At 58.4% G+C, this 13,215-nt stretch carries 16 protein-coding genes; 4 read left to right on the forward strand and 12 right to left on the reverse strand.

From position 1 onward, the window contains the following. The first annotated feature begins 57 nt into the window (after positions 1-57). The 3 genes from zwf to N5D61_RS08050 are packed head-to-tail and all read left to right on the forward strand — an operon-like array spanning position 58 to position 2,925. A complete protein-coding gene (zwf, locus tag N5D61_RS08040; protein ID WP_108236863.1) occupies positions 58-1,527 on the forward strand; it encodes a glucose-6-phosphate dehydrogenase in 1,470 nt (489 codons plus the stop codon). Beyond that, positions 1,514-2,233 carry a 6-phosphogluconolactonase gene (pgl, locus tag N5D61_RS08045; RefSeq protein ID WP_108236864.1) on the forward strand — a complete coding sequence of 240 codons (720 nt, stop codon included), beginning with the start codon at positions 1,514-1,516 and terminating at the stop codon, positions 2,231-2,233. Before zwf ends, pgl begins: the two co-directional genes overlap by 14 nt. A gap of 17 nt (positions 2,234-2,250) precedes the next feature. Then, the gene (locus N5D61_RS08050; protein ID WP_108236865.1) at positions 2,251-2,925 is read left to right on the forward strand and encodes a bifunctional 4-hydroxy-2-oxoglutarate aldolase/2-dehydro-3-deoxy-phosphogluconate aldolase; all 675 of its coding nucleotides are present in this window, start codon (positions 2,251-2,253) and stop codon (positions 2,923-2,925) included. A gap of 325 nt (positions 2,926-3,250) precedes the next feature. On the opposite strand, the gene N5D61_RS08055 is transcribed toward N5D61_RS08050, so the two are convergent. Beyond that, positions 3,251-3,514, reverse strand: a complete 264-nt coding sequence (locus tag N5D61_RS08055; RefSeq protein ID WP_108236866.1) for a DUF3820 family protein — start codon at positions 3,512-3,514, stop codon at positions 3,251-3,253. 231 nt (positions 3,515-3,745) lie between these two features. Between N5D61_RS08055 and N5D61_RS08060 the strand changes: the two genes are divergently transcribed. Beyond that, positions 3,746-4,216, forward strand: a complete 471-nt coding sequence (locus N5D61_RS08060; protein WP_279891902.1) for a PA2169 family four-helix-bundle protein — start codon at positions 3,746-3,748, stop codon at positions 4,214-4,216. 44 nt (positions 4,217-4,260) lie between these two features. Here the strand turns inward: N5D61_RS08060 and N5D61_RS08065 are convergent, their stop codons facing one another. The 11 genes from N5D61_RS08065 to N5D61_RS08115 all read right to left on the reverse strand — a co-directional run bounded on the left by N5D61_RS08065 (position 4,261) and on the right by N5D61_RS08115 (position 13,117). Then, entirely contained in the window at positions 4,261-5,784 is a 1,524-nt protein-coding gene (locus N5D61_RS08065) for a diguanylate cyclase (protein ID WP_279891903.1), read from the reverse strand. 283 nt (positions 5,785-6,067) lie between these two features. Then, complete coding sequence (locus N5D61_RS08070) at positions 6,068-6,340, reverse strand: HPr family phosphocarrier protein (protein ID WP_108236868.1); 273 nt, start codon at positions 6,338-6,340, stop codon at positions 6,068-6,070. Positions 6,341-6,356: 16 nt separating this feature from the next. Then, the gene (rapZ, locus tag N5D61_RS08075; RefSeq protein WP_108236869.1) at positions 6,357-7,214 is read right to left on the reverse strand and encodes an RNase adapter RapZ; all 858 of its coding nucleotides are present in this window, start codon (positions 7,212-7,214) and stop codon (positions 6,357-6,359) included. A 2-nt stretch (positions 7,215-7,216) separates the two neighbouring features. Next, complete coding sequence (ptsN, locus tag N5D61_RS08080) at positions 7,217-7,681, reverse strand: PTS IIA-like nitrogen regulatory protein PtsN (protein ID WP_279891905.1); 465 nt, start codon at positions 7,679-7,681, stop codon at positions 7,217-7,219. 12 nt (positions 7,682-7,693) lie between these two features. Next, a complete protein-coding gene (raiA, locus tag N5D61_RS08085) occupies positions 7,694-8,002 on the reverse strand; it encodes a ribosome-associated translation inhibitor RaiA (protein WP_108236871.1) in 309 nt (102 codons plus the stop codon). Between the two features lie 75 nt (positions 8,003-8,077). Continuing rightward, positions 8,078-9,580: an RNA polymerase factor sigma-54 gene (locus N5D61_RS08090; RefSeq protein WP_108236872.1), complete on the reverse strand. Its 1,503-nt coding sequence runs from the start codon at positions 9,578-9,580 to the stop codon at positions 8,078-8,080. Between the two features lie 185 nt (positions 9,581-9,765). Further along, positions 9,766-10,491 carry an LPS export ABC transporter ATP-binding protein gene (lptB, locus tag N5D61_RS08095; protein WP_108236873.1) on the reverse strand — a complete coding sequence of 242 codons (726 nt, stop codon included), beginning with the start codon at positions 10,489-10,491 and terminating at the stop codon, positions 9,766-9,768. Next, positions 10,491-11,039, reverse strand: a complete 549-nt coding sequence (gene lptA, locus N5D61_RS08100) for a lipopolysaccharide transport periplasmic protein LptA (RefSeq protein WP_108236874.1) — start codon at positions 11,037-11,039, stop codon at positions 10,491-10,493. Before lptA ends, lptB begins: the two co-directional genes overlap by 1 nt. Further along, positions 11,026-11,598, reverse strand: a complete 573-nt coding sequence (gene lptC, locus N5D61_RS08105) for an LPS export ABC transporter periplasmic protein LptC (protein ID WP_108236875.1) — start codon at positions 11,596-11,598, stop codon at positions 11,026-11,028. The genes lptA and lptC overlap by 14 nt, the downstream gene beginning before the upstream one ends. 10 nt (positions 11,599-11,608) lie before the next feature. Next, on the reverse strand, positions 11,609-12,130 hold the full coding sequence (locus N5D61_RS08110; protein ID WP_108237039.1) for an HAD family hydrolase: 522 nt from the start codon (positions 12,128-12,130) through the stop codon (positions 11,609-11,611). Between the two features lie 12 nt (positions 12,131-12,142). Then, the gene (locus tag N5D61_RS08115; RefSeq protein WP_279891909.1) at positions 12,143-13,117 is read right to left on the reverse strand and encodes a KpsF/GutQ family sugar-phosphate isomerase; all 975 of its coding nucleotides are present in this window, start codon (positions 13,115-13,117) and stop codon (positions 12,143-12,145) included. Between the last annotated feature and the right edge of the window lie 98 nt (positions 13,118-13,215).

Below are 13,215 nucleotides of genomic sequence, written 5' to 3' on the forward strand. Positions count from 1 at the left end.
TGAGTAACGCCTTTAAAAAAGGTATTTGTAGCTTAACTTGATAAAAGAACCAACATTATGCTCTCGATTACGGTTGAACCGTGCACGTTTGCCTTGTTTGGCGCCTTGGGCGACCTGGCGGTGCGCAAGCTGTTCCCTGCGTTGTACCAGCTGGACCGTGCTGGACTGCTGCACGCCGAGACGCGAATTCTCGCGTTGGCCCGAGAAGCGGGTACGCCTGAGGAGCATCTGGCGTATATCGATAAAAGCCTGCGTCGTTTCGTACCCGAGGCGCAGCTTGAGCGTGAACATGTGGAGCGTTTCCAGGCGCGCCTGAGTTACCTGCACGTGGATTTTTTGAAAGGCGAAGACTACGCCGCGCTGGCCGAGAAGGTCGGCGACGCGCAAACCATGATCGCCTACTTCGCCACGCCTGCTTCGGTCTACGGGGCCATCTGCGAAAACCTGGCGCTGGTTGGCTTGACTGACCGTACACGAGCCGTGCTGGAAAAGCCGATTGGTCACGACCTGGCGTCTTCTCAGCGGGTCAACGACGCCGTGGCCAGATTCCTCCCGGAAAACCGCGTTTACCGCATCGATCACTATCTGGGCAAGGACACGGTTCAAAACCTCATCGCACTGCGATTCGCCAACAGCCTCTTCGAAACCCAGTGGAACCAGAATTACATTTCCCACGTTGAGATTACCGTGGCGGAAAAGGTCGGCATCGAGGGCCGCTGGGGGTACTTCGACCAGGCCGGTCAGTTGCGCGACATGATTCAGAACCACTTGCTGCAACTGCTGTGTCTGATCGCGATGGATCCCCCCAGCGACCTGTCCGCCGACAGCATTCGTGACGAGAAGGTCAAGGTGCTCAAAGCATTGGCGCCGTTCACTCCGGAGCGGCTTGCGACGCAAGTGGTACGCGGCCAGTACATCGCCGGTTACAGCGAAGGGAAGCCGGTGCCAGGTTATCTTGAGGAGGAGAACTCCAACACGGCGAGCGATACCGAGACCTTCGTTGCCATTCGTGCCGATATTCGCAACTGGCGCTGGGCCGGGGTGCCTTTCTACCTGCGCACCGGCAAGCGAATGCCGCAAAAGCTGTCGCAGATCGTGATCCACTTCAAGGAACCCCCGCACTATATTTTTGCGCCTGAGCAACGGATGCAGATCAGCAACCGACTGATCATCCGCCTGCAGCCCGACGAAGGTATCTCGCTGCAAGTGATGACCAAGGATCAGGGGCTGGACAAAGGCATGCAACTTCGCAGCAATCCGCTGCAACTGAGCTTCTCTGACGCCTACCGCAGCGCCCGGATTCCGGACGCCTACGAGCGGTTGTTGTTGGAGGTCATGCGCGGCAATCAAAACCTGTTTGTCCGCAAAGATGAGATTGAGTATGCGTGGCAATGGTGCGACCAGCTGATTGCTGGCTGGAAAAAGGCGGGCGATGCGCCCAAGCCTTACGCGGCAGGCTCTTGGGGGCCGATGAGTTCCATTGCGCTCATTACTCGTGACGGGAGATCCTGGTATGGCGATATGTGAACTTGATTTGCCGGCTGGTCTGAAGGCCAACGAATTCGACAGCCCCGAACAACTGGCCAGTGCGTTGGCCGACCACGTGGCCGAACGCCTGAGCGCGGCCATTTCCGACAACCCGCATGGCGTCGCGACACTGGTGGTATCGGGTGGCAAAAGCCCGGTCGCTTTTTTCCAGGCGCTGGCGCAAAAGCCGATCCAGTGGTCGAAGGTCGTCATCAGTCTGGCCGACGAACGCTGGGTGCCCACCGAACATGCCGACAGCAACGCTGGCCTGCTCAAGCGTTTCTTGCTCCAGGGGCCAGCCGCCGAGGCCGGATTTTTTGGCCTCTATCGTCCGACCACGACGCTGGATGAAGCCGCTGCCGCTGCGGATGAAGCCCTGAAAGAATTGCCGAAAATCGACGTGCTGGTGCTCGGCATGGGGGACGACGGTCACACGGCATCATTGTTCCCAAACAGCCCGAATCTGGCTCAGGCCTTGGACTTGGGGAGCGAACGTCGTTGTCTGCCCATGCTGGCGCCGAGCATTCCTCATCAGCGTCTGACCATGACGCGGTCCCTGTTGGCGTCGGCGACGACTCCGATTCTGTCCATTTCCGGACAGGCAAAACTGGAAACACTGCGTGCCGCGCTGGCCGGCGGCGACGTTGCCGAAATGCCTGTACGCGCATTCCTTAACTCGTCTCTAGAGATTTACTGGTGCCCATAAGCGAAGGATCAGCCGCCATGGAGAAAAACCCTATGACACAACCGTTGAACAGCATGGCGAGCAAAGTTGCCCAAATCGACGAACTCTGCGCGAAAGCGAAGATTTTGCCGGTCATCACCATCGCGCGTGAGCAGGACGTGCTGCCGCTGGCCGACGCGCTGGCGGCGGGCGGTTTGACCGCGCTGGAAATCACCCTGCGCTCCGAATTCGGTCTCAAGGCGATTCGCATCCTGCGCGATGCCCGTCCAGAGCTGTGCGTGGGGGCGGGGACAGTGCTGGATCGACACATGTTGAAAGCTTCCGAGGATGCGGGTTCGCAGTTCATCGTCACGCCCGGCAGCACACAGGATCTGCTGGAGGCGGGTGCGCAAAGCGAATTGCCGCTCCTGCCTGGTATCGCCAGCGCCTCGGAGATCATGATCGGTTACGCGCTGGGCTATCGCCGCTTCAAGCTGTTTCCTGCGGAAATCAGCGGGGGCGTCGGTGCAATCAAGGCGCTGGGTGGCCCGTTCCCGGAAGTGCGTTTTTGCCCCACCGGCGGCGTCAGTGCCGCCAATCTGAAAAGCTACATGGCGCTGCCGAATGTGATGTGTGTGGGGGGCACCTGGATGATCGATAACGCCTGGGTGAAGAACGGTGACTGGGGGCGCATCACCGACGCGACCGCTGAAGCTGTCGCCTTGTTCGGCTGAATCCGTACCCCGTTCGCTGGATTGACCTTCGACAGCTTCCGTTCAAGCAGAAGCTGTTTCAATGACCCCTCGATGGGCGTCACGCAAGAAGTCGTTGTTGCATGGCTATTTAACGGTGTTCCCTTGGTCAGGAGCGCCGTTTTTTTTTTGCATCGTTCTCGAAAGATTCAAGCGCGATAGATATGTACCGCACCCGGTACCGAGCCCTCCCGTATCTTCAGCACTCCTTGTAGTTGTGTTTCCATGAAGCTCTTTGGCGGCACCGTATTCGTATGCGGTCGCCGCCTTTTTTGTGCTGGGTCTGTGGTCAGGCTCGGGTTCAGGTTCAGGAAAAGCGGATCGGCGTTTTCAGAGGACGTTCTCTCAGCGCTTCGCGAGGGCGGCTGCGCAGTGGGTCCAGAAGGGCAGACAGGCCGTTGTGGTCGATTTCATGCATCAACGCGAGCAGGCGACCCAAATCGCCTGCAGGGAACCCCTGACGTGCGAACCAATTCAGGTAATCGCCTGGCAAATCTGCCAAGAGGCGACCTTTATATTTGCCAAAGGGCATTTCCAGACTGACAAGTTGCTTCAGCTTCTCAGCATCCATGACCGCTCCGTCTGTCGCATTAAGTGAACCTCGACGATACGTGCATTCTGCATGTATGCCAATGAGAACATCATGCAGAACGCGATAATCCAATAATTAAACTCGTTTGTAAGTCTATGATGATAAAAGGATTGTTGTTTTCTCTCTAAATGGCACGGGCAATGCAACAAGACTTTCATCGAACGTAGATACATCAACTCTTCGATTAACTGCCATAGAGGAACTGCAAAAATGACAGACATCAACAAAGAAGCCATTTCGATTCTCAATGATTTGATCGAGACCAGTAAAGACGGCGAAAAAGGCTTTCATACTGCCGCCGAAGACCTGAAGAATCCGGAAATCAAAGCATATTTCCTGTCTCGCTCGTCCGAATGCGCTTCGGCGGTACGTGAACTCCAGGCAGAGGTTCGCGCACTGGGTGGTGATCCAGACAATTCGTCGAGCGCCACTGGGACCATTCACCGCCTGTGGGTGGAGCTGAAAGCGGCTGTCACTGGCAAAAGCGACGAAGCAGTGCTCAATGAAGTCGAGCGCGGCGAAGACCACGCCTTGAAAGCCTACAAAGAGGCACGCCAGAAGGCGGAGGAGAAAGCACTGCCTACTAACGTAGTGACCCTGATCAAGCGTCAACTCGTAGGCGTGCAAGCCAATCACGATAAAGTGAAAGCGCTGCGCGACGCCGTACGTAAAGCGAGCTAATCGCTTTAGCGTCCATAAAAAACGCCAGCCCGCCTGGCGTTTTTTTATGGCTGGATCGTTTCGGGCTCGATCGCTGGTTGAGTTTCAACGCGGTTGCGTCCTCTTCGTTTGGCGCGATAGAGCGCGTCGTCTGCTTCAGTAAACAGCTGCGCTTCTTTTTCACTCGAATCTGGTATGCGCGAAGCCACCCCGATGCTGACGGTGACGGCGTGCTGGTCGCCAGCATAAGGCGGCAAAACGGCGATGGCTGCCCTGATCGTCTCAGCCAATGCGTGCGCCCCCTTGAGGTCAGTCTCTGGGAGCACCGCGATGAACTCCTCTCCGCCGTACCGAGCGGCAAGGTCCCCCGGACGACGGATGTTGGCCGACAGCGCTTGGGCCACGTTGCGCAAGGCGATATCCCCTCCATGATGACCATGGCGGTCGTTAAATGCCTTGAAGTGGTCCACATCGATCATGAGTAATGACAGCGGCTTACCCGTCCTGGCGCTGCGTGCCCATTCCTGGCGGAGCACACGATCAAGATGGCGACGGTTGGCCAGGCCGGTCAGGCCATCTGTCGCTGCCAGTTCGGCAAGTTCCCGTTCCGCCTTTTGTCGTAACTGCAACTGTTTGCCGAGCAGGTAGGACAGCCAGAGGATTCCCAGGCATAGCAGGCCAGTGGCTCCCGCAACCAACAGCGTGTTGCGCTTCCAGACGGCGTACACCTCAGCTTGTGACTGGGCGACGACCACGATCAACGGCAGATCGCCCACTCGTGAGAAGGTATAGAGCCGATGCTCGCCATCCAACTCCGATCGAGCAGCGAAGCTGCCGTTGACCTCTCTGAGAATGCGCCGAAAATTCGTTCGTTCGCTCAAATCCTGGCCGATGAACGTTCGCTCGGTTTGCTCCGGCTCCCGGGCCAGCATCACTCCCTGTGCACTGATCAGGTTGATCGTGCCATGTTGTCCCACGTCCAGCCCTCGGAACAGGCGACTGAAGTACGCCAACCGCATTGATGCGGCCACGATGCCCACGAACTTGCCATTGGATGAAGGAATACGGCGGCTGAAACTGATGCACCAGTCCTTGAACCCCCAGCGAGATTTGAAGGGCCCGGTGACCAGCAATCCAAGGGACGGATTGCTTCTGTGCAGGATGAAACTGGGACGGTCAGCGAAGTTGTCGTGGCGGGGAATGACCGAGATGGAATCGGCAACGATGGTGCCGGTTTCATCCAGGACCACCAAGTCGCCCTTGTAAGGCGCGGCAGTCGAGCGATCAAAGACTATTTGTTGGCGCAACTGCGGTGAAACCGACATCACCTCGGGCTGCTGCCATGTTGCAATCATTCCCTCCAGCGAGGTGTCATACAAGTCGGCATTACGCTGCACGTCCGCATCGATGAGTTGCACCACGTTGTGCGCCGCGCGAACCGCACTGTCGGTTGCGCTCGCGTACTCTCGCGCAAGCAACGAGGTAACGATCGATAAAATCGCTATCACCGCCAGCACGCTGCCCGACATCAACATCTTTTCCGAACGGGACCAAGTCCCTTTGCGCACCAGTTCAGCGGACAGTGTCATCGATTAGCTCTTTGGGGAGGACACCTGGAATATGCTCCGCCCGAGTCTGGAGTCGAGCTGTTGCTCAGGCCTGCCAAGATCGAGCTGGGCGATGAGCGACGAGGTGTTTCAAAGCGATGAATTAAAGATCCACCACTTTGAATGATCAAGTATAGGGATCCCAATTTGGCGAATTGATGTGCGAAGGTATGCGGTGGGACACATTCAGACGATGAAGAATCGGCAATAGTGCAGGTTTCAAAGCGTCAAGCGGGGAGGGCGAACAGCTCAAGGGCCACTGGTGTCACTCACCCTCATCGAACCTGTTGTTGATAAGCTCGATCAGGCCCTCCAGGGCAGCCTGCTCGTCTTGTCCCTCGGTCAAAAGGTGAATCTCGGTGCCTTTCCCCGCAGCGAGCATCATGACGGCCATGATGCTTTTGCCGTCGACCATGCTGTCGGGAGAACGGCCGACACGGATCTGGCAGGGATACTTGCCGGCAACGCCGACGAATTTGGCGGCAGCCCGGGCATGCAAGCCCAGCTTGTTGATGATGGTGATTTGGTGAGCGGGCATCGCGTGAAGGGTCCTTTCAGCTGAGGTCGCGGTGGCGGACCTGAACATTCTTGAGCGATTGCTGCAGCACCTGGCCGAGACGTTCGGTCAGGTAGACGGAGCGGTGGTGCCCGCCGGTGCAGCCAATGGCAATGGTGACGTAAGCTCGATTGCTGGCGGCGAAGCGCGGCAACCATTTGGTCAGATAGGAAGCGATGTCCTGAAACATCTCTTCGACGTCGGGTTGGGCTGCAAGGTAGTCGGCAACCGGCTGATCGAGCCCGGATTGCTCGCGCAGTTCGGGTTTCCAGTAGGGATTGGGCAAGCAGCGCACATCGAACACCAAGTCGGCGTCGACCGGCATTCCCCGCTTGAATCCGAACGACTCGATCAGGAAAGCCGTGCCGGGCTCAGGTTTGTTCAGCAGTCGCAACTTCAAAGTGTCGCGCAGCTGATACAGGTTCAGGTGAGTCGTGTCGATGGTCAGGTCGGCGAGGTCGATGATCGGCCCTAGCAGCGTTTTTTCGTCGCGGATGGCCTCGGCCAACGAGCGTGTCGCGTTACTCAGGGGGTGACGGCGACGGGTTTCGGAAAAGCGTTTGAGAAGGGTGGATTCTTCAGCGTCCAGAAACAGCACGTCGCAGCGAATATGTCGGCCACGGACCTCTTCGAGCATGCGCGGGAAGCGGGTCAAATGGCTCGGCAGGTTGCGCGCGTCTATGGAGACCGCGAGCAGCGGTTCGGCCAGTTCAGTGTTGATCAATGCGCGTTCGGCGAGCTCGGGCAGCAGCCCGGCCGGCAGATTGTCGACGCAGTAGAAGCCGCTGTCTTCAAGAACATCGAGGGCCGTACTCTTGCCAGAGCCGGAGCGACCGCTGACGATGATCATGCGCATGATCAGTGGCCGTTCTGGACGTGGAGCACAACGTTGTAGAGCTCATCGCTACTTTTGGCCGCGCGCAGGCTGGCGCGGACGTCGGCGCGATCGAGCATGCTGGCGATCTGGCGCAGCAGCTCCAGATGAGCATCGGTTGCCGCTTCGGGCACGAGCAGGACGAAAAGCAGGTCTACAGGCGCGCCGTCGATGGCATCGAAGTCAACAGGCCGCTCCAGATGGAGCACCGCGCTGACCGGCGCACTGCATCCCTTGAGCCGACAGTGCGGAATGGCGATGCCGTTTCCGAAACCGGTCGAGCCCAGTTTTTCGCGGGCAATGAGGCTTTCGTACACAGTTTCCCAGTCGAACTCGGGCACTTGCTGCCCGATCAGTCTGGCGATCTGTTCCAGTACGGCTTTTTTACTGCCGCCTGGCACGTTCACCAAGGAACGGCCAGGGGTCAGGATGTTTTCAAGTCGGATCATGGATGGGGAGTATCAGCGAGCTGCCGCACCCTTGAGGATGCTTTGCTGCTTTTCCTTATGCTTGAGCAATTGTCTGTCGAGCTTGTCCGTGAGCAGGTCGATCGCCGCGTACATGTCGTCATGTTCCGCAATGGCAACCACCTCTCCACCAGGGATATGCAAGGTGGCCTCGATCTTCTGTTTGAGCTTCTCGACGGCCATCGTCACCTGCACGTTCGTAATCTTGTCAAAGTGCCCTTCGAGCTTCTTCAGCTTCAGCTCGACGTACTCGCGCAGAGGCTTGGTGACTTCCAGTTGGTGTCCACTGATGTTGACTTGCATACAGCTTCTCCTTCGTTGCCAGTGCATTAAGAGGCAGGCTTGGATGCCTGCCACTGGAACGCTGTGGCTGTGGCGTTACATCAGTCGCTTACGTTCGCTCGAAGGCGCTATCCCGAGAGATTCGCGATACTTGGCGACGGTGCGACGCGCCACTTGAATGCCTTGTGCCTCCAGTAAACCAGCGATCTTGCTGTCGCTCAACGGCTTTTTCTGATTTTCCGCGGCAACCAGTTTCTTGATGATCGCGCGGATCGCCGTGGACGAGCATTCACCGCCTTCGGAGGTGCTGACGTGACTGGAAAAGAAGTACTTCAGTTCATAGATGCCACGGGGCGTGTGCATGAATTTCTGCGTGGTCACGCGTGAAATCGTCGATTCGTGCATGCCCACCGCTTCTGCGATGTCATGCAGCACCAAGGGTTTCATTGCCTCGTCGCCGTATTCCAGGAAACCCCTCTGATGCTCGACGATCTGGGTCGCCACTTTCATGAGGGTCTCGTTCCGGCTTTGCAGGCTCTTGATGAACCAGCGCGCTTCCTGCAACTGATTGCGCATGAAGGTGTTGTCCGCACTGGTGTCGGCGCGACGCACGAAACCGGCGTACTGAGGATTCACCCGCAGGCGCGGCACTGCCTCCTGGTTGAGTTCGACCAGCCAACGTTCGTTGTCCTTGCGCACGATGACGTCCGGCACGACGTATTCGGCTTCGGTCGACTCGATCTGCGAGCCGGGGCGGGGATTGAGGCTCTGAACCAGCTCGATGACCTGACGCAGGTCGTCTTCCTTGATTTTCATCCGGCGCATCAATTGCGCGTAATCGCGGCTGCCCAGCAAATCGATGTAGTCGCTGACCAGTCGCTGGGCTTCGGCCAACCACTTGGTCTTCACCGGAAGCTGGCGCAATTGCAGCAGCAGGCATTCGCTCAGCGTCCTAGCACCGACGCCAGCCGGTTCGAACTGCTGGATGCGGTGCAGGACGGCTTCGATTTCGTCCAGTTCGATGTCGAGTTCTGGATCGAATGCGTCGAGCAATTCCTCCAGCGACTCGTCCAGATATCCCTGGTTGTTGATGCAGTCGATCAGCGTGACGGCAATCAGGCGGTCGGTGTCGGACATGGGCGCCAGGTTCAACTGCCAGAGCAGATGGCTTTGCAGGCTCTCACCCGCCGAGGTGCGGGTGGTGAAGTCCCACTCATCGTCATCGTTGCTTGGCAGGCTGCTGGCGCTGGTCTGGTAGATGTCTTCCCACGCCGTATCGACGGGCAGTTCGTTGGGAATGCGTTCGCTGTCGCCCCATTCGCCGTCTTCGAGATTGTCGACCGTGGTGGTCGAAGATTCCTGGTATGTCGGTTCTTGAACGTCGGCAGCTGGCTTGGCTTCGACGTTATCGGCCATGGGATCAGCGTTGTCGAAATCGTCGCCTTCTTCCTGGCGTTCCAGCATGGGGTTGGATTCCAATGCCTCCTGGATTTCCTGTTGAAGATCCAGCGTCGACAATTGGAGCAAGCGGATGGCCTGTTGCAGCTGCGGCGTCATCGTCAGCTGCTGGCCCATTCTCAAGACTAGCGAAGGTTTCATGGCAGGGGCTTAATACCTTATTCGCCGGCGCGCTCGCGCCATCCACTACGAGGCGCCGAGGCGCCAAACTAAGCAAATTATATGCCTGAAAGCGGCTCGTTTGCCTAGAGTGTGATGGCAGTTAATGCGAGGTTGGCGATGAGCCGCATGCTGCGTTCACTCGCCACCCGCTCGTCATCGGCCTTTTAAAGGCGGAACTCGTGGCCGAGGTACACTTCCTTCACCAATTGGTTGGCAAGGATCGTTTCGGCATCACCCTCTGCGATGAGCTGCCCATCGTTAACGATGTAGGCTGTTTCGCAGATATCGAGCGTTTCACGGACATTGTGATCAGTGATCAGAACGCCGATGCCTTTCGCTTTCAGGTGGTGGATGATCTGCTTGATGTCGCCAACGGAGATAGGGTCGACACCGGCGAAAGGTTCGTCCAGCAGGATGAACTTGGGGGAGGTGGCCAAGGCCCGTGCAATTTCCACACGGCGGCGCTCACCACCCGACAGGCTCATGCCCAGGTTGTCGCGGATGTGGGTGATGTGAAATTCCTGGAGCAGGCTTTCCAGCTCCTTGCGACGCCCGGCGCGGTCGAGGTCCTTGCGGGTCTCGAGGATGGCCATGATGTTGTCCGAGACCGACAGCTTGCGGAAGATCGAGGCTTCCTGCGGCAGATAGCCAATACCGGCGCGGGCGCGACCGTGCATGGGCTGATGGCTCACATCCTGATCGTCGATCAGCACGCGGCCCTGATCGGCCTGCACCAGGCCGACGATCATGTAGAAGCAGGTCGTCTTGCCTGCGCCGTTCGGCCCCAGGAGGCCAACGATCTGGCCGCTGTCGATGGACAGGCTGACGTCACGGACGACCTGGCGAGCCTTGTAGGACTTGGCCAGGTGTTGGGCTTTCAGCGTTGCCATTACTGGGCCTTCTGCTGGTCGGTTTTCTTTTTCGGCTGGATCACCATGTCGACGCGAGGGCGCGATTCGGTGACCTTGCTGCCGTTGGCGCGGCCGGCGCTCGCCAGCTTGCGCACGGTGTCATAGACAATCTTCTCGCCCTGGGTGGTGTTGTTGTCCTTGTCGACAACCTTGGCCTTGTCGATCAGCACGACCCGGTTTTGCGGAGCATGGTACTGAATCGTTACGCCCCAGCCCTGAACGGGTTTCGGATCACCTGCCGTCTGCAGCTGTTCGAAATACGCAAGGTTACCCACGGAAGTCACGACGTCGATGTCGCCCGCCGGAGTGCGCGTCATGGTCACCTTGTTGCCGGTGACCTTCATCGAGCCTTGGGTAATGATCACATTCCCGGTGTAGGTGGCGATGCCTTGTTTATCATCCAGCTGGGCGTCGTCGGCCTGGATACGGATAGGCTGATCCTGATCGTTCGGCAGAGCCCAGGCGCTCACGCTTCCCAGTGCTGCGCCCAAGCCGAGCAAAATAGGGAGGGTTTTAAGGAGCCTCATACTGTCCTCTTGCATTCGATAGCAGGTGAATCCTGCTTTCTTTTAGATAGGCCTTCATACCCGTACCGGTGCTCACGCCGTTAAATCCGTCGATTCTAACGGGTTGCGCGGTTTCCGCATATTGCTTCTGAGGGAAGACGGTCATGCGGGTGCTGGTGATGATCGTGGTGCGGTTCTTTTCGTCGGTGCGGTTGATGCGCACATCGTCGATCAGCTCGACGTGGTCGCCGCCAGGTGAGACTTCAGCGCGCACGCTTTTCACATGCCACGGAAATTCCGTTCCGCGGTACATCGCCAGGACAGGCGTCGTCATCAGTGTCACGTCTGTGGCCTTGAGGTGCTCCACCTTGTCCGCCGTCAGGTCGTACTGGACCGAGCCGTCTTCCAGGTACTGGATGCTGTGGGCGTTCGTCGCATAGTAGTCGATCGCGCTTTCGTCCACGGCCGGCTTGGGTTGGTCCATGAAGCTTTCCGGGCTGATGTTCCAGTAGCCCGCCGCTGCAAGCAGTGCGGCAAGGACACCGAATGTCAGAAATGTACGAATCCGTTTACTCAGCATAATTGCACTTCTATAAGTAGGCGGCGTGGGCCGCTTCGAGGTTGCCCTGAGCGCTCAGGATCAACTCGCAGAATTCCCGGGCAGCGCCTTCGCCGCCGCGTGCCTGGGTGACGCCGTCCGCATGTTCGCGGACGAAACCGGCCGCGTTGGCAACCGCCATGCCCAGACCGACGCGGCGAATCACCGGCAGATCCGGCAGATCATCGCCCAGGTAGGCCACCTGTTCGTAGCTCAGGTTCAATTGCTCGAGCAGTTCATCGAGCACCACCAATTTGTCTTCGCGGCCCTGATAAAGGTGCGCGATGCCCAGGTTCTTGGCGCGGCGCTCCACGACAGGCGTCTTGCGTCCGCTGATGATAGCGGTAGTCACGCCGGAATTGATCAGCATCTTGATACCCTGACCATCCAGTGTGTTGAACGTCTTGAATTCACTGCCATCTTCAAGGAAGTACAGGCGGCCGTCCGTCAGGACGCCGTCGACATCGAAGACAGCCAGTTTGATTTTCTTGCCGCGTTGCATCAGTTCGTTCATTTCGTCACTCACTTACATGACTCCCGCGCGCAGCAAGTCCTGAAGGTTGAAGGCGCCGATAGGGTGGTCGTTCTCATCGACCACGATCAAGGCGCCGATCTTGTTGTCTTCCATGATCTTCAAGGCTTCGGCGGCGAGCATTTCCTGATGCACCGTCTTGCCATGGACGGTCATCACCTCGTCAATGGACGCGTTGCGGAGGTCGATGTCGCGATCCAGTGTGCGGCGCAGATCGCCGTCGGTGAAGATCCCGGCCAGACGACCATCCGCTTCGAGAATGGCCGTCATGCCAAGGCCCTTGCGGGTCATTTCCATCAGCGAGTCGCGCAGCGGCGTGCCACGGGCGACTTTTGGCAGCGCGTCCCCCGTGTGCATGACGTGCTCGACCTTCAGCAGCAGGCGTCTACCCAGCGCGCCGCCCGGGTGCGAGAAGGCGAAGTCCTCGGCGGTAAAGCCGCGAGCGTCGAGCAGTGCCACGGCCAGCGCATCGCCCATGACCAGCGCTGCGGTGGTCGACGATGTGGGTGCCAGGTTCAGCGGGCAGGCCTCTTTCTCCACGCGTGCGTTGAGGTTGACGTCTGCGGCCTTGGCCAGAGCGGATTCGGGGTTGCCGGTCAGGCTGATAAGCTGGATGCCCAGGCGTTTGATCAGTGGCAACAGCGTCACGATTTCGGCAGTCGTGCCTGAATTGGACAAGGCCAGGATGATGTCCTCGCCGGTGATCATGCCCATGTCGCCGTGGCTGGCCTCGGCAGGGTGCACGAAGAAGGCAGGGGTACCCGTGCTGGCCAGGGTGGCGGCGATTTTCTTGCCGATGTGCCCGGACTTGCCCATGCCGACGACCACCACCCGGCCCTTGCTGGCGAGAATCATCTCGCAGGCACTGACGAAGTCCGCGTCAATGTGCGCGAGCAGACTTTCGACCGCTTCGATTTCGAGGCGGATGGTGCACTGGGCGGATTGGATCAGGTCGCGAGGGTTGGTCATGTCTGAAAAGGGTCGGTCGGGTGAAAAGGCGGCGATTATAGCGACAATGTTGAAAACCCTCACGCCTCATCGCAGTTCTTTGTTTATCGAAACGACTG

The sequence above is a fragment of the Pseudomonas sp. GD03842 genome (assembly GCF_029841165.1).
Lineage (GTDB): Bacteria > Pseudomonadota > Gammaproteobacteria > Pseudomonadales > Pseudomonadaceae > Aquipseudomonas.